The sequence below is a fragment of the Myxococcus qinghaiensis genome (genome assembly GCF_024198215.1).
Classification (GTDB): domain Bacteria; phylum Myxococcota; class Myxococcia; order Myxococcales; family Myxococcaceae; genus Myxococcus; species Myxococcus qinghaiensis.
Window position 1 is genome coordinate 342,678 of the sequence record NZ_JAKCFA010000001.1, and the last position, 16,636, is coordinate 359,313.

At 67.2% G+C, this 16,636-nt stretch carries 12 protein-coding genes; 5 read left to right on the top strand and 7 right to left on the bottom strand.

Annotated features, from left to right (window positions below; genetic code table 11):
- The first annotated feature begins 6 nt into the window (after nucleotides 1-6).
- Together LZ199_RS01430 and LZ199_RS01435 are read left to right on the top strand one after the other, a co-directional pair.
- A complete protein-coding gene (locus LZ199_RS01430) occupies nucleotides 7-1,323 on the top strand; it encodes an STM4012 family radical SAM protein (protein WP_253991815.1) in 1,317 nt (438 codons plus the stop codon).
- Nucleotides 1,320-2,225, top strand: a complete 906-nt coding sequence (locus LZ199_RS01435; RefSeq protein WP_253991816.1) for an STM4011 family radical SAM protein — start codon at nucleotides 1,320-1,322, stop codon at nucleotides 2,223-2,225. The genes LZ199_RS01430 and LZ199_RS01435 overlap by 4 nt, the downstream gene beginning before the upstream one ends.
- 61 nt (nucleotides 2,226-2,286) lie before the next feature.
- On the opposite strand, the gene LZ199_RS01440 is transcribed toward LZ199_RS01435, so the two are convergent.
- The 7 genes from LZ199_RS01440 to LZ199_RS01470 form a co-directional block, all read right to left on the bottom strand.
- Nucleotides 2,287-3,096, bottom strand: coding sequence for a BUD32 family EKC/KEOPS complex subunit (locus tag LZ199_RS01440; RefSeq protein ID WP_253991817.1), 810 nt, complete (start codon nucleotides 3,094-3,096; stop codon nucleotides 2,287-2,289).
- The gene (locus LZ199_RS01445; RefSeq protein WP_253991818.1) at nucleotides 3,093-3,512 is read right to left on the bottom strand and encodes a hypothetical protein; all 420 of its coding nucleotides are present in this window, start codon (nucleotides 3,510-3,512) and stop codon (nucleotides 3,093-3,095) included. The genes LZ199_RS01440 and LZ199_RS01445 overlap by 4 nt, the downstream gene beginning before the upstream one ends.
- Before the next feature lie 136 nt (nucleotides 3,513-3,648).
- A complete protein-coding gene (locus LZ199_RS01450) occupies nucleotides 3,649-4,209 on the bottom strand; it encodes a hypothetical protein (RefSeq protein ID WP_253991819.1) in 561 nt (186 codons plus the stop codon).
- Between the two features lie 393 nt (nucleotides 4,210-4,602).
- Complete coding sequence (locus tag LZ199_RS01455) at nucleotides 4,603-5,931, bottom strand: reverse transcriptase family protein (RefSeq protein WP_253991820.1); 1,329 nt, start codon at nucleotides 5,929-5,931, stop codon at nucleotides 4,603-4,605.
- A 244-nt stretch (nucleotides 5,932-6,175) separates the two neighbouring features.
- Nucleotides 6,176-7,162 (bottom strand): hypothetical protein, encoded by a 987-nt coding sequence (locus LZ199_RS01460; protein ID WP_253991821.1) that lies wholly within the window; start codon nucleotides 7,160-7,162, stop codon nucleotides 6,176-6,178.
- A gap of 183 nt (nucleotides 7,163-7,345) precedes the next feature.
- Nucleotides 7,346-9,517: a hypothetical protein gene (locus tag LZ199_RS01465; protein ID WP_253991822.1), complete on the bottom strand. Its 2,172-nt coding sequence runs from the start codon at nucleotides 9,515-9,517 to the stop codon at nucleotides 7,346-7,348.
- Between the two features lie 316 nt (nucleotides 9,518-9,833).
- Complete coding sequence (locus LZ199_RS01470; protein ID WP_253991823.1) at nucleotides 9,834-10,190, bottom strand: hypothetical protein; 357 nt, start codon at nucleotides 10,188-10,190, stop codon at nucleotides 9,834-9,836.
- A 436-nt stretch (nucleotides 10,191-10,626) separates the two neighbouring features.
- Between LZ199_RS01470 and LZ199_RS01475 the strand changes: the two genes are divergently transcribed.
- The 3 genes from LZ199_RS01475 to LZ199_RS01485 all read left to right on the top strand — a co-directional run bounded on the left by LZ199_RS01475 (nucleotide 10,627) and on the right by LZ199_RS01485 (nucleotide 16,584).
- Nucleotides 10,627-11,820 carry an efflux RND transporter periplasmic adaptor subunit gene (locus LZ199_RS01475; RefSeq protein ID WP_253991824.1) on the top strand — a complete coding sequence of 398 codons (1,194 nt, stop codon included), beginning with the start codon at nucleotides 10,627-10,629 and terminating at the stop codon, nucleotides 11,818-11,820.
- Nucleotides 11,821-11,832: 12 nt separating this feature from the next.
- Complete coding sequence (locus tag LZ199_RS01480; protein WP_253991825.1) at nucleotides 11,833-14,964, top strand: efflux RND transporter permease subunit; 3,132 nt, start codon at nucleotides 11,833-11,835, stop codon at nucleotides 14,962-14,964.
- 144 nt (nucleotides 14,965-15,108) lie between these two features.
- A complete protein-coding gene (locus LZ199_RS01485) occupies nucleotides 15,109-16,584 on the top strand; it encodes a hypothetical protein (RefSeq protein ID WP_253991826.1) in 1,476 nt (491 codons plus the stop codon).
- Nucleotides 16,585-16,636: the final 52 nt, after the last annotated feature.

The following is a 16,636-nucleotide window of genomic DNA, read 5'->3' on the forward strand; positions in this document are numbered from 1 at the left end:
CTCACCATGACGCGCCTGGAGCAGATGCTGGGGGAGACGCCGTACGTGGCGTACCTCTATGGCTACCCGCACAAGACGGCCTACCGGCCCTTCACGCCGGCGCTCTCGCTGGAGTCGGTGTGGGCCGAGGAGCGGCGGGACGCCCTGTTCCTCTACTTCCACGTCCCGTTCTGCGAGATGCGCTGTGGCTTCTGCAATCTCTTCACGGCGGCGGGGCCGAAGCAGGACGTGGTGGAGGGCTACCTCGGGGCGCTGGAGCGCGAGGCGCACCGGGTGAAGGCGGCGCTGGGCACGGCGAGCTTCGCGCGGCTCGCGGTGGGAGGGGGCACGCCGACGCTGCTCGACGTGGCGGGGCTGCATCGCGTGTTCGACCTGGCGGAGAAGGTGCTGGGCGCGGACCCGCACCACATCCCCGTTTCGGTGGAGGTGTCTCCGGAGACGGTGGACGCGGAGAAGCTCAAGGCGCTGCGCTCGCGCGGCACGGACCGGGTGAGCATCGGCGTGCAGAGCTTCATCGAGGCGGAGGTGGCCGCGGTGAAGCGGCCCCAGCAGACGGCGCAGGTGGAGGCGGCGCTGGACCTCATCCGCTCCACGGGCTTCCCGACGCTGAACCTGGACCTCATCTACGGCATGGAAGGGCAGACGGTGGAGACGTTCCTGTACTCCATCCAGCAGGCGCTGCGCTTCACGCCGGAGGAGGTGTATCTCTATCCGCTCTACGTGCGCCCGCTCACCTTCCTGGGGAAGAAGGCGCGCGCGTGGGATGACCTGCGCATCGCGCTGTATCGCGCGGGCCGCGAGTTCCTCCTGTCCCAGGGCTACACGCAGGTGTCCATGCGGATGTTCCGCGCGCGTCACGCGCCGGACGCGGGAGGCCCGGTGTACCGCTGCCAGGAGGACGGCATGGTGGGGCTGGGGTGCGGGGCGCGCTCGTACACGGGACAGGTGCACTACTCGTCGGAGTACGCCGTGGGCTCGCGCGAGGTGCGCTCCATCATCGCGTCGTACAGCGCGCGCACGTCGGAGTCCTTTGGCGAGGTCGGGTACGGCTTCCGGCTGGACGGCGAGGAGCGGCGGCGTCGGTACATGCTGCTGTCGCTGCTGGCGGAGGGCGTGGACTTCGCGACGTACCGCGAGCAGTTCTGCACCGAGGTGCTGGAGGATTTCCCGGAGCTGCTGGAGCTGGAGGTGCACGGGCTGGCGAGGCGGGACGAGACGGCGCTGCGGCTCACGGCCGCGGGAGTGGAGCGCTCGGACCTGATTGGCCCCTGGCTGCACTCGGCGGGGGTGCGTGAGCTGTCACAGGAGTACGCCTGGCGATGAAGCTCACCGTGCTCTATCGAGGTCCGCTGTCGAGCTGCAACTACGGCTGCGAGTACTGCCCTTTCGGCAAGTGGAAGCACACGGACGAGGAGCTGGAGAAGGACCGGGCGGACCTGGAGCGATTCCTGGCGTGGGTGGAGGCGCGCACGGGGGACACGGTGTCGGTGTTCTTCACGCCGTGGGGTGAGGCGCTCATCTGGCCCTGGTATCAGCAGGCGCTGGCGCGGCTGACGCATCTGCCGCACGTGGAGCGGGTGGCGGCGCAGACGAACCTGTCGTGCAAGCTGGACTGGGTGAAGGACTGCCGCGCGGAGAAGCTGGGCATCTGGGCGACGTATCATCCGGAGTGGATGAAGCGCCGTCGCTTCGTGGCGCAGTGCGAGACGCTGACGGCGCTGGGGGTGCGGCACAGCGCGGGCATGGTGGGATTCCTGCGCTTCGCGGAGGAGGCGGAGGCCTTGCGCCGCGAGCTGTCTGACGACACGTACCTGTGGATCAACGCGGTGAAGGACGGGCAGGAGGAGCCGTACACGTCCGAAGACATCGCGCGCTTCACGGCCGTGGACCCGCTGTTCCCGGTGAACAATGTGAGGCATCCCAGCCTGGGACGTGCGTGCAGGGGCGGTGAGTCGGTCATCTCCGTGGATGGAGAGGGCACGGCGCGCCGGTGTCACTTCATCGACGAGCCGATTGGGAACATCTACGCGCCGGACTTCGACCAGGCGCTGCGTCCGCGCGCGTGCGCGAAGGCGACGTGCGGGTGTCACATCGGCTACGTGCACATGGACTACCTGGAGCTGGACCGGGTCTTCGGCTCTGGGATTCTGGAGCGTGTGCCGGTGAAGCCGCTGTGGCGGAGGCAGGACGTGCCCCTGCGTGAGGAGCGGAAGCTCCTCCCGTGAATCCTGAAGAGGCCCAGGCGGGGCGACTCAAAGACAGTCGCCGCACCGACGCGACAATCGCTCATGTCGCGAGGGGACGGTGTGAGGAGGCCTCCAGCCGCGTCAACTCGTGGCGGAGGTGCTCCAGCCATTCGAGGAGCTGAGCCTCCGGAAGCTGGTGTGAGCGGCTCTTCCAGAGGACTCGCTCCAGTCCGCGAGGTGGCCGCAGGCGGGCTTGCAGGGCCCTGAACACGCCAGACTCGGAGTAGGCGTGCAGAAAGGCCGCGGTGAGGGAGACGGCCTGTTCCCGAGTCGCGCGTCCTCTCAAGTCGAGCAGGAAGACGAGCAGGTCATCGGCATGGCGCTCGTCGGCGGAGAGGTGTGTGTCGTGCTCGGTCTCGAAGTCGATGAGCCAGGCGCGCTGTCCCGCTTCGTCATAAAGGACGTTCTTCAGGTGGGCATCGCCGTGGGACCACGGATGCGAGCTGTTGGGCGTCGTCAGGCCATGGGCCCGGTGCAGCTCACGCGCGGCTGCCTCCACCATGGGCGTCGTCAGTCGTCCCTGCGTGAGCAGGAGGTCGAGGCGCTCACCCGGAAGTGCCTCCAGGGCGACGGCGCGTGGGCCGCGTGCCTCGGCGGCGCGGCTCGGGTGGAGGAGCGCGAAGGTGGACAGCTCCCAATCGCGCCAGGCCTTCGCGGAGGAAAACATCCGGATGTGGCTGCGAGACAGGCGCAGGAAGACGTTGCCGGCGGCAATCACCGCGTACATGCCGAGTCGGCGCTGCTTGTGCCAGAGCGAGACGTCCTGACGGACCTCCAGCGCCACGGAGTTGACGCGCACGGTGTCCACCGCGAGGGCGAGTCCCCGACTCCACAGCTCCGCGAGACTCACGCTCGCAGGTCCTCGTACCAGTGCACCACCGCGAGACAGCCTAGGCACCAACAGCGGACCCAGCCGCGACCGACAAGCCCACCGAGCAGCATGACGCCGGCCAGCATGAGCACCGTGCCCACCGCGTGAAGGGTGCCACCGGCTCGGCGCAGCAACGCGCGCCCGCTGCGCCAGGGGTGCTCGACGCCATCCAGCAGCAGGGGGAACAGGAAGAGGCCCTGGACCTCGGCGGCATAGAACGCGAGCACCGCCAGCCCCAGGCCGATGACGTGCGGCAGGCCGAGTCCCACGGCGAGTCCCCAGCTACAAAGGGCCGCGAGGAGTGCGCAGCCATACTTGAGCGCGCCCCAGCGGCCCGCATGAGGCAGTGCGGTGAGGACGGGGCGCCCTCGGACCTGGGCGAGCGCGTGGGCCATCCACGTCGCGCTGCTGGCGAAACCCCCGCGCCATGCGCTCCGAGCTTCATTGGCGAGTGTCGAGCCCGGAGCATCGTAGAGATGGGCCGCGCGCGTCAGCAGCTCGAGGCCTCGCCGCCATGGGGAGCGCGGGTGCTCAGCCATGAAGATGCTCACGAACGAAGCAGAAGTGCGCCCAGGCGAGAAACGCCGTCGCATGGCCGAGGAGCAGGGTTCGATGCAGCAAGGACTCCCAGCGGTCGCACCGTCGACGGTGAAAGACGAACTCGTCGTAGCAGATGAGGACCACCGTCCCCATGAGGACGACGAGCACGGGGAGCAGGAACACGAGAGGGCGGTGTGCCACAGATGCGGCGCACATCAGCAGGAACAGCGGGAAGCCGCCGCCAGCGAGGGCGAGGAACTCCGCGCGGTGTTCATTGGGCCCGACCCGAAGTTGTGCCACGCGGTGGTAGCGCCAGTCCGCCACGCCAGCGATGGTCGCGGTCGTCCCGGCGAGCGCAATCATCCAGAGCTCCCACGGGTAGCGAAGGGGCTGGGCGAGCCAAGAGAAGCGCGGCTGGTTCGACACCAGCGCCAGGGCCACGACGAAGAGCGCGCCTGGAGCGAGCGATGCCAGGAGATTCGCGGAGTCGCGCAGTCGCGCCAGGGGCACGCGAGTAGAGGGGACGGTGAGCTGGGACGCTGCATTGGCCATGGCGGACCGCCGGGAGCACGGCGACGCCCCAAGAGCGTCGATGCGCGCGATTCTCGGGGCAAAGCCCCGGGAGAATCCAGGATCACCCCGAGGTTCGCTGACGACCTGCTCCGGAGTCAGTCTCCATGTTTGCCCGCTGCGCCATTCCCTGTGCTCCGTCGCGGGCCAGCGCAGGTGAGGGCTCACACCCACTTGATTTGCCCGCTGCGCCATTCCCAGCGCTCTGTCGCGGACCAGCGCAGGTGAGGGCTCTCACGCCCACTTGATTTGCCCGCTGCGCCATTCCCAGCGCTCTGTCGCGGACCAAAACGAGTGAGCGCCCTCACGCCCACTCAATTCGCCCTCTGCGCCATTGCCAATGCTTTGTCGTGGGTCAAAAACGGGTGAGCGTCCTCACTCCCACGCAATCTGGTCAAAGAGAGCGCGCAGCCTGGCCCCGCGGATGGGATGGAGGTGCGTGACCCAGGCCACCCGGCCCAGCAGGTGCGCGCGGAACTCAGGATGGCGCTCGGTGTTCTGGCTCGCGGGCCCGCGCGTGCGGCACAGATGCAGGATGGCCTTCAGCCGGTCGTAGTCCACCCTGGGCACGGAGGGACGCTCGTTGACCACGACACCCGCCAGTCGTTGCTGTCGCCCCCGTCGCATCACGCGAGTCTTCGCGGTGTGCACCGTGAAGCCCTCCTCGCGCACGATTCGCGCCACGCATCGCAGCAATCGACCGGTGCTCCTCGCCAGGGCCTCGCCTCCAGAGAACGCCAGGTCATCGGCGTAGCGCGTGTAGCGAGCCCCCAGTGCAGCGGCGAGCGCCGACAGTCGAACATCAAGCCGGTATGCGGCGAGATTGGCGAGGGCAGGCGACGTGGGCGCCCCCTGTGCGAGGTGTCTGGCCTCCAGCCTCCGCGCCAGGCGCCAGCGTGCGGTGAGCTCCTCTCCGTCGGCTGTCCGACGCGCCTGTTCCCTCACCGCGCTCGGTGTCCGGTTCGTGCAGAGCCCCGCGAGTGTCGCGGCCACCTCGTCGGGATACCCGGCCCCCCGGAACACCCCCCAGATACGCGCCGGCTTCACGGAGAGGAAGAAGTCCTCCAGGTCCACGCGCACGACGACCGCCTGTCCCACGTGGGGTTCGGCGAAACCGCGGACGCCTCGTCCCGCGACGAACCCATGCGCGGCGTCGTGTGGCGCAATGACATCCAGGATGCCGTGGAGCACCTTGCGCTGAAGCCGCGCGAGCTCCAGACCGGGTTGCTCCAGGAGCCGCTCTCCACCCCTTCGCTTCGGAATCCACGTGTAGCGGTAGCGCCGCCAACGCCCCGGCGCCGAGGTCCGCTCGAGTCCGCGTGAATCCGCCAGCCACCCGAGCTGTGCGTCCGTCACCCCAATCCAGCCCGCGAGCTCGGCCTGGGTCGGAAGCGGCGGAACGGGCCACGGCTGGCGACCCATCTCCGGCGCGGCGGTGAACCAGCGGCGGATGGTCACGGGAGCCTGGGGATTCCGGCACGCGCGGCGCAGCACGGGACGTGTGGCCAGCAGTTCCGAGAGCAACTCCAGCCGCGCACGCGGGGGCCGAGGGAAGAACCTGAGGGTGCTCCGCACGAGCGACGAGAGCCATGGAGTCCGACCCCCGATGGCCTCGGCTCCGCGTTCGGTGAGTCCCGAAGTCGTCCAGGGCCCCGCGAGGAAGGCTGACGCGAGCGCCTTCGCCACCACGTTCCAGGTGCTCATCGTCGACTCGGGCGCCATGCAGCGGCTGGTGCCCACCTGTCCCGTCTGGCGTGGCCTGACCTGCGGCTCGCCGCAGTCCGTGCCTCGCGTGGGGCTGTGCTCCTCGAAATCATTCCCCGGGGGTACCCCGGAGAGGCAGCCGACCGTGTCACCACGGACCGTCTACCCGCTGGGTCTCCAAGCCGCCGCATGGCGAAGACACCCTACAAGTCCAGGCGCCGGGCTGGAAGCGCGTTGTCGACCGTCACTCTCGTGTCCAGACGAACGGCCCGTTGTCCTGGTCCAGCTCCGGATCGAGCAGGTCCGGGACCCAGTCCGCGTCCACGTTGTCGGGACGTGCGTCAATCTCCGTGTCCTGGCATTCAGGGATGCCATCCGCATCCACGTCATGCCAGCCGTTGAGCATGTCAGAGAGAACGCGGAAGTCCTCTCCGCTCAGCACCCTGCCATTGCGGGGATTGGTGATGGGTGTCCGGTTGTAGAGGATGCCGTTCTCCTCCACGAACGTCGGAGGGCCCACGTGGTACTGGGCCAGGTAGACTGGCACGTTGCGTCGGAACAACTCGTTGTAGAAGAGGCCCGCGCTCAGGGCGCGCGGATTGATTCGCAACACGAGCGGCTCATCCGTCCTGAAGATGGGGTGGTTGACCGGCCATCGCAGGACTCCGGAGCCCGCGGCGTCTCCCGGGAGCGCCTCCAGGAACACGATGGCGTCGTAGTTCTTGAAGTCCGCCGTCTCTTCGTCGGCCAGCGAGGACGAGCTCCCCTGAAGCGAGACCTTCACGTCGTAGAGGAAGGTGACCGGGGGAGGGCTGGCGCGATGACTGAACACCTGCTGAGGGCCATAGCCGAGCACGACCCATGACAACGCGGACCGGACATCCGTCTGGATTTGCGACTTCGTCTGCTCGGAGAAGGTGGGGTTCTGGAGCAGGAGGTCCCGGTGCGCTTCGGTGTCGAAGAACAGGAACAGGATGCGGAATGCGCCACACGTCTTTTCCAGCCGAGGCACGGCCTGCCGGGTGGACGCCAGGAAGTACCCCTCGTGCTGGTAGAAGTACGGAGGGAAGCACGTGGGAACGTAGTCGGTCAGCTCCTCCATCGGGAAGTACGAGAACGTCATGTCCTCGCAGGTGGGCGCGACCACATGTCGGGTGATCTGCCGGACCGAGGGGGCAAGGTCTTCCTCACCGCAGCCCGCCAGGAGGGCACAAGCAAGGGTCAGCGCCATGGTTCGCGGACCTCCTGACAGCAGACTCCAGCTCCTCCACATGGGCACTCCCGGGGTCGGCTCCGTGAACAAACGCTATCACGGCCCCCGGCGAGCATCGGCGCCTGCTCCTGGTGGATGCGCCTGGCGTCAGAGGAGGGCGAGCCCCGTGAAGTCGAAGCTCGCCCGCCCTGAACGCTCACGTCAGTGGGTGATGGACTCCGCGGGACGAATCGTGTCCAGCGTCTCGTCACGGAAGTCGGTGACGAAGTTCTTTCTCAGTTCGAACACGGCCCGGGCGGTTTCACTGTCCTTGATGGGGCCGGCCTTGAACGGCGGCTCTTCTTCGACTGGACCCACGGGGTCGATGGGCAGCACGCCGCCCGCGACTCGGGCAATCTCTTCCAGAATCTTGGACTCGAACACGGCGCCCTTTCCGCAAGAGGTGCACAGCGCCAGCTCGTTGAGACGGCGCCAGCGGCGGTCCAGGTCGGCGAAGCGCCACCTGTAGCCACTGCCAGGGAACTGCGTATCGCGGACGGAGAGGAACCAGCCGGGCCCGCCACCCGTGAGGAACCTGGAGAGCGCGGCGGGAATGCCACCCGTGGGCTTCACGTGGGTGAAGTCGGTCGCCGTGTCCTTGCTGTGGCAGCCCTGGCAGGTGTTGAGCGAGAAGTCATGCCGCGCGCAGAGCTCCCGGGAGTCCCAGGGGTTGATGCTCACGGCGCGCCAGAAGTCAGGAGGCACCAGCGAGTTGCCACCCCGGAAGTCCTGGCCCAGGTAACGGTAGGGCACGGTGTAGTTCGAGGAGCACTGGCCGGGAGCGGGCCCGGAGCCGAAGGGCACGGTAGGCAGCACCACGTTGCGCACGTAGTCGTCGACCTCCGGACTGCTGTTCGCGTCGTAGACGTCGTCATCGGGACTCTGGGCCACCGTGTGGGGACGCAGCGGTCCGTTCGCCGGGATGTCGGTGTTGCTCGCCGGCCTCTCTATCGAGAGGGTGAACTCCCGCAGCTCCCATCCGCCATATCGAGGCTGGAGGGAGACCTCGTTGGTGCGCAGTTGGTTGAGGGCGCTCTTGTTGCCCTTCTTGGGTGCCACGTTTGCCGTGACCACCCGCTTCGTCAGCTTCTCCAGCGCGCTGAGATAGTTCTCATCGAATGACGTGAACGAGCTGAGGTCCAGCCAGCTCCGAGCCCATGACACCACCGGGCCACAGCCATTGATAGGCACGCCGTACTCGATGATGACGGTGAACTCCGTCTCGGAGCACCAGGTCGTGCCCAGGCCCATCTGAACGGCGAAGACGAACCGCAGCTCTCCGGCGTCCACCGGCTCGGCGGTGGTGGTGCCGCCATAACCGGACTTGCCCTTCGTCGTGCGGCCCATGTCCGTCCTGTTGACGATGGCTCGCAGCGAGAGGGGAGCCATGTCCAGATTGAGCGCTCCGCTCAAGAGGACGCGCAGGCGTCCGGTGGCATCCGTCACCAGGGTCGCGGAAGCATTACTGGCGGTGGCCCAGGGCTCAATGACCCTGGAGAAGATGAAGGTACGGGCCGCCACCTTGTCTCCGTTGATGACCTGCTCGTTGAGCCAGGTCTCCAGCCAGCGCAGGGTGAACTGCTCCGGCGACATGCTCGAGTTGGTCGCCATCTGCCTCATCAGATGGGCGAACGTCCACGCCCCACCGGGAGTGCCCCAGTGGGTGCAGGCGTTCCAGGTACGGAATGGATCCGCGACGACCTCTTCGGCGGTGATGAGCAGGGACTTCTCCCAGGCCGCCCAGGAGGACCTCGGCGTCCGGGAGCACAGCATGCCGGCCACGGTGTCGCCTTGGAGGAAGAGCTCCTTGTTGAACAGCTCCCCCTTGATTCGCTTCGTGGGCGACAGCCCCTCGAACACGACGGTGTCCTCGCTCGTCTCTCCAAACACGCCCTTGGCAAGGGCCTCCTCGTTCTCGAAGCGCAGCGAGAGCTCCCTGTCCTCGTCAAACACGGACAGCGAGGTGAAGAAGTCGGTACCCGGCGACCTGGCAATCACCCCCATCTCTTCGAGGAAGTCGGAACGGAAGAGCACCACGGGGCTCTCCCTCGTTCCCATCACCCGAATCAAACTGTCCTTGAGGTTGTCGTTGGCGGGAGCCGGCAGTCGCGTATGAATCGCCAGGTTCTCCTCGAGGTCGGTGGGCGATTTCGTCCGCTGGATGAAGGTGTTGGTGACTTCCTTTGTCTCCGCCTCGGGCAGTTCTTCCAGACGCTGGAGTTCGGCCTCTGGATCCTCGGCGGCTCCGCCTGGGTTTGCTTTGTCCTGGCGCTCCGGTTCGGAGCGCTCCTCTGCCTTCGTCTTGTCAGTGCAGCCTGTGAAGAGAGTCAACATCCCAGTCAGACAGAGCACGAAAGACACCGCGCCCGGCCTACGACGGATATCCCTGTCCATTGGCACCCCCGCGCGAGCAGGCGTGACAGGTCGTCACGCAAGTCGCACCTGAAGTGTATGGGGATTGTCCGTGAAGGAAAGGCCGGGTTTGAGAGGACTCAGGTTTATTCAGTGTGATGTGGTGTTTTGTCTGGGGAGTTTGTAGCGCGAAGCGCTACAGGGGAAGTGCGTGAGAGGGTTTGGGCGGAGGGCTTGTGACGTGAATGGCTACAGGAGTTCTGTGTGTGGATGTGAACTGGCTGTTCGCTATTGAAAACTATTCCGCGCCACCTGCGCGCGCGCGGAGGGGTTGGGTGGGATTGAGGGCGCCTTCCTGGGTGCGCATGACCCTCGCCACGATTCGACAGAGGGCCTGGGTGATGAGCCCGCGTCGGGTGTCCTCGTCCATTCCCGCGAGCGCGCCAGGCTCGTTGCCGGGGATTTGCTCCGCTGTCTCCAGCAGTCCGACGAGGCGCCGGGCCCCACTCCAGGGCACGAGCGCCGCACCCAGGCGATTCCAGTCCACGTCCGCGATGGCCAGTTGCACGGGAGGGGCATCCAGGACGCGCCCGACCAATCCCGCTTCTCCCAAGGCCCCCACTGCGGCGTGGCAGAGCGCCAGCACCGCGAACACCAACCCCTCCTTGTTCGGATAGTACTGGTAGAGCGAGCCGATGCTGACCCCGCCTCCTGGGCAATCCGGTTGGTGCTCGGGGCCTCGCAGCCGTCACGAATGAGGATGCGGGCCGTGGCCGTGAGGAGGGCGTCGCAGGTGGCCTGTGCCCGCTGCTGGCGAGGTTGCTTCCGACGAGAGGGGGACGGGCTGCGCGGCATCGCGACTCCTTGAGCGGGAGCCGCACCATTTCAAGGAGCAGCGCTCAAGGTCCAATCTGGAAAACCCGCGCCTGTCAGACTACCGGGGGCACTTTCGTAGGTGTCCAGCGATTTTCCGCCGGGAGGCTTCACTCCGATGCTCATGCGGTTTTGGTGGCGGGAACTCGTGCATTCGGTAGAGGAAGGGCCGCGCCGAAGGCTGGCGCCCTGTTTTCATCCCCGCTCCCGAGGTTGTCATGTGGTCTCGCTCGCGCTCGCTTCGGCTGGCGCTCGTTGGTCTGTCGTCCGGCGCCGCGCTTCTGGCCGCCTGCCAGAAAGCCGCCCCTCCTCAAGAGGCCTACGGGCCATCTCAAGTCACCGTCGTCACGCTGAAGGCGGAATCCGTGCTCCTCACCCGGGAGCTGCCGGGTCGCACCAGTGCCTTTCTCGTGGCGGAGGTCCGCCCCCAGGTCAACGGCCTGGTTCTGCGCCGGCTCTTCACGGAGGGCGGTGTAGTGAAGCAGGGGCAGCCGCTCTACGAGCTTGACGACGCGACCTACCGCGCGGATTACGGCAGCGCGAAGGCCGCGCTGGAGCGTGCCCAGGCGACCTTGACCTCGGCCGCCCTGACGGCCAGGCGCTCGGCTGAGCTGCTGAAGCTGGAGGCCGTCACCCCGGCCGACAACGAGAAGGCCGTGGCCGCGCTGGGACAGGCGGAGGCGGACGTCAAGGCCGCGCAGGCCGCGCTGCAGCGGGCGAACGTGACGCTGGGCTACGCCCGCATCACCTCACCCATCTCCGGGCGCATCGGCAAGTCGTCCGTCACGCAGGGCGCGCTCGTCACCGCCAACCAGCCCACGGCGCTCGCCGTGGTTCAACAGCTGGACCCGCTCTACGTCGACCTGACCCAGTCCAGCAGCGAGCTGCTGCGGCTGCGCAGGGAGCTGAATGCCGGGACGCTCAAGAACACCGACAGCACGCCGGTGACGCTCCTCCTGGAGGACGGCAGTCGCTACGAGCATCCCGGTTCGCTGACCTTCTCCGACGTGACGGTGGACCCGGGGACCGGCAGCTTCGCGCTGCGCGTGACGGTGCCCAACCCCGACCAGTCGCTGCTGCCCGGCATGTACGTGCGCGCGCTCGTCGGCAACGGCCTGCGCCAGCAGGGCATCCTTGTTCCCCAGCAGGGCATCGCCCGGGACGCGAAGGGCAACGCCTCCGCGCTGGTGGTGGGCAAGGACGGCAAGGTCGAGCCTCGCGTCGTCCAGGCCAGCAGGACGGTGGGGGACCGGTGGCTCGTCGACAGCGGTCTGGTCGAGGGTGACCGGGTGATTGTCGAAGGCCTCCAGAAGATCCAGCCGGGGATGCCCGTCCAGGCGACGGAAGCCCCACCCGCCGTCGCCAAGCCAGGGGAAGCAGACCCCCTGGTTCCCGCGAAGACGCAGGAGTGAAGGGAACTTCACATGGCACGATTCTTCATTGACCGTCCGATCTTCGCCTGGGTCCTGGCGATCATCATCATGATGGCGGGCGCGCTCTCCATCACCCAGCTCCCCATCGCGCAGTACCCCGTCATCGCGCCGCCCACCGTGACGGTGGCGGCCATCTATCCCGGTGCCTCCGCGAAGGCCATCGAGGACTCCGTCACGCAGGTCATCGAGCAGAGCCTGAAGGGACTCGATGGGTTGCTCTACATGTCGGCGACCAGCGAGTCGAACGGCACGGCGACCGTCACCCTGACGTTCAAGAACGGCACCGACCCGGACATCGCGCAGGTGCAGGTGCAGAACAAGCTGCAGCTCGCGATTCCGCTGTTGCCGCAGACGGTGCAGCAGCAGGGCATCGCGGTGAGCAAGGCCGCCTCGGGCTTCCTGCAGGTGATTGCCTTCGTCTCCGAGGACGGCAGCATGGGCGGCGACGACATCCAGGACTTCGTCGCCACGAACCTGGTGGACCCCATCGCGCGCGTCCCCGGCGTGGGCAACACCCAGGTGTTCGGCACGATGTACGCGATGCGCATCTGGCTGGACCCGAACAAGCTGGACACCTACGCGCTGACTCCGAACGACGTCATCGGCGCCATCCGGGCCCAGAACCAGCAGGTCGTGGTGGGGCAGCTCGGTGGGACGCCGTCGGTGCCGGGCCAGCAGTTGAACGCCACGGTGACGGCGCAGGACCGGCTCCAGACGCCGGAGCAGTTCCGCGACATCATCGTGCGAGGCAACGCCGACGGCTCCGTGCTCCGGCTCGGAGACGTGGCCCGGGTGGAGCTGGGGTCGGAGAACTACAGCATCATCAGCCGCTACAACGGCAAGCCCGCCACCGGAATCGCGGTGTCGCTGGCCGCCGGGGCCAACGCGCTGGACACGGCTCAGGGCGTCGCCGCGGCCCTGAAGGACCTGGAGCCGACGCTGCCCAAGGGCATGAAGGCGGTGATTCCGTTCGACACCACCCCGTTCGTGCGCGTGGCCATCATGGGAGTCATCTCGACCCTGCTCGAGGCCATCCTCCTGGTGTTCCTGGTGATGTACCTGTTCCTCCAGAACTTCCGCGCGACGCTGATTCCGACGATTGCCGTGCCCGTCGTCCTTTTGGGCACCATCGGCGTGCTCACGGCGCTGGGCTATTCGGCGAACATGTTGACGATGTTCGCGATGGTGCTCGCGATTGGCCTGCTCGTCGATGACGCCATCGTCGTCGTCGAGAACGTCGAGCGACTGATGAGCGAGGAGGGGTTGTCTCCCGTGGAGGCCACCCGCAAGTCGATGGACCAGATCACCAGCGCGCTGGTGGGCATTGGCGTCGTGCTCTCCGCGGTCTTCATTCCCATGGCGTTCCTCGGAGGGGCCACGGGCGTCATCTACCGGCAGTTCTCGGTGACCATCGTGACGTCCATGGTGCTCTCCGTGCTGGTGGCCATCGTCCTCACCCCGGCGCTCTGCGCGACGTTGCTCAAGCCGATTGCCAAGGGACACCACGTGAAGGAGACGGGGTTCTTCGGCGCGTTCAATCGCGGGTTCGACAAGAGCAACGCGGGGTACCAGCGGGTGGTGCGTGGAATCCTCTCCCGGACCAAACGCTTCATGCTCGTCTTCGTGGTGATGGTGGCGGCGATGGTGGCGCTGTTCCTGCGGCTGCCAAGCTCCTTCCTTCCCTCCGAGGACCAGGGCTTCCTGTTCGCGCTGGTGCAGACTCCCGTGGGCGCGACGCAGGAGCGCACCATGAAGGTGATTGAGCGGGTGGAGCGGCACTTCCTCGAGGACCAGAAGGACGCGGTCGCCGCGCTGTTCAGCGTGCAGGGCTTCAGCTTTGGCGGCAGCGGCCAGAACTCCGGCATCGCGTTCATCAACCTCAAGGACTGGTCCCAGCGGAAGTCGCCCGAGCTCGGCGTCAACGCCGTGGCGGGCAAGGGCATGGGGGCGCTGTCGCAGATCCAGGACGCGCTCGCGTTCGCCTTCCCGCCGCCCGCGGTGTCGGAGCTGGGCAACTCGGCGGGCTTCGTCTTCTACCTCAAGGACAACGGCGGCCAGGGCCACGAGGCGCTGACGGCCGCGCGCAATCAGTTCCTGGGCGCGGCGGCGCAGAACGGGTTGCTTGCGAACGTGCGTCCCAACGGTCAGGACGACACGCCGCAGTTCCGCATCGACGTGGATGTCGCGAAGGCCTCCGCGCTGGGGCTGGCGACGGCTGAAATCAACAACACGCTCTCGGTGGCGTGGGGTGGTCAGTACATCGACGACTTCATCGACCGGGGGCGCGTCAAGCGGGTGTTCGTCCAGTCCGACGCGCCGTTCCGCATGGTGCCCGAGGACTTCAACCGCTGGTCGGTGCGCAACCTGAAGGGCGAGATGGTTCCCTTCACCGCCTTCGCCAGCTCGCGCTGGGGCTCCGGCTCTCCGCGACTGGAGCGCTTCAACGGCGTGTCGGCGATGGAGATCAACGGCGAGGCCGCTCCGGGCGTGAGCTCCGGCGTGGCGATGGCCGAGGTCGAGCGGCTCGTCTCCCAGCTGCCTCCCGGCTTCGGCCTGGAGTGGGCGGGGCAGTCGTACCAGGAGCGCGCGGCGGGTGCTCAGACGCCGCTGCTCTACACGCTCTCCTTGCTGCTGGTCTTCCTGTGCCTGGCGGCGATGTATGAGAGCTGGACGATTCCCACGGCCGTGTTGCTGGTGGCGCCGCTGGGAATCCTGGGGACGGTGCTGGGAAGCGCGCTGCGGGGAATGGACCGCGACGTGTACTTCCAGGTCGCCATGCTGACGACGGTGGGACTCTCCAGCAAGAACGCCATCCTCATCGTCGAGTTCGCCAAGGAGAACCTGGACAAGGGCATGGAGTTGATTGAGGCGACGCTGACGGCGGTGCGCTCACGTCTGCGGCCCATCCTGATGACGTCGCTGGCGTTCGGCTTCGGCGTGACGCCGTTGGCGATTGCGTCCGGCGCGGGCTCGGGCGCGCAGCGGGCCATTGGCACCGGCGTGCTCGGAGGCATGATTGTCGGCACGCTGCTGGGCATCTTCTTCGTGCCGCTGTTCTTCGTCGTCGTCCAGCGGGTGTTCAGCCGACGCAAGCGCGCGTCGGACACGCCGCCCGCTGGCTGACCCTGACTCTTCCTGGCTGGAGCCCGTCCCTGGTGGCGGGCTCCAGTCGGGGGTAGGGCTTTGCGTAAAGACTCACGTCAGGGCATTCTGGCCCTGACGTCGATGACGCCTTCAGGGGCCGGCCTGAGCACGTAGAGGAGCAGCATGTCTCCCTTTCGTTACTCGCCACTCCTGGCCACCGGTTTGTTCCTGCTCTCCACCGCCGCACCCGCCTCGACGAATGAGGCGAGCGAAGCGGTGGGTATCCGGGGGCACCGCAATCTCATTCATTTCACGTCCGAAGGCAGACAGAAGGTCCCCGTGGACCTGTCATCGGTTCCCATCGAGGCCTGGGTCCAACGCCTTGATGGCAGCTTCGACTATTACCCTGGTGCGGGCGCCTCGGATGGAACCTTCGTCGTTCCGAGTGTCCCTGCTGGCGTCACGTATACCCTTCGCGTCGGGGATGAACTGCCCTGGTTCTCCAGTGTCGAGCGCCGACTCGACCTGAGCGAGCACAAGCTCGGGCGCGTGAGCCAGCGGACTCCTGACCTCTCCACGCCCTTGGTGTTCGACGTGGCGGCGATGCGCCCGTGGCTTCCAGGGGACATGCTCCAGCTCATCTCCGCCAACGCGGGGATGGTCGTCATCGACTTGCATTCGGGCTTCGACGAGGGCCCGCCGACTGCGGGCGACACGGAGCTGGCCCAGGCCTCGTTCAACCTCGCCTGGTCTTCGCAGAACCTGCTGGTGGATGCGGCCCAGGGCGATTCCGCGATGCTGACCCACCTGTCGGCCTCCGCCACGGGAGACTCCCGGTCGCTGACGGAGGTCTTCATTCCGGCTCCCTTCACCACGCCGGAGGGGCAGACCACTCTCTTGCAGGGAAGTTTCACGGAGGTTGCCCAGACGGAGCAGCTCTCCTACGAGTTCCACGAGGCGGCCTTCGCGCCCGCACTCGCGGATGTGCATCCTCGGGCCGAGCGAACTCCCGGACGACAGCCGGCGCTCTTGGTGAGTGTGCTGCCCGCTGGAAAGGGTCCTGGCTTCTTCTCCAGCATCCCGGACCTGCTCGACGCGGACCTCCACGAAGGCTCGCCCGCGCTCCCGCTTCGCTATGGCAATCCCTTCCCGCCGGAGTGGCCAGCGGTCGCGTCGGTCTTCTATCCCGTCAGCGTCACCTTCGCGCTCGGGGGAACCGTGCCCACGCGACAGAGCGGAGGCCTGTCGTACACGAATCCCCTGCGGAAGGTCGTGGGCCGGCCCCTGGCTCCGCTCCTCACGCCTGTGCGGAGACTGAGCATCGATGGTGCCGTGGCCTCAGTGGACCAGTCGTTGACCTCCCTCACGCCGACGCTGAGCTGGTCCGCTCCCGCCGTCGGCACGCCGTCCGCGCATGAAGTCTCCATCCGGCGGCTCTTCGTGTCGGGGACGCGCACCGTCGCGGCCTTCGGCGCAAGGATTCGTACCGTCCAATCTCACGTCACACTGCCTCCAGGAGTGCTCATCCCTGGCGCGTCGTACATCATGAGTGTGCGGGCTTTCCGTCAGGGTGACCTGGACCTCTCGCGCCACCCCCTGCGCACCGACTTCCCGGTCGCCAACGCCACGGCCTTCACGGGCATCCTCACGACGCCGTAGTGGGATGACCTTCGTTGTGGGGGACGCGTGATTCGGCGCGTTCCCCTATGCG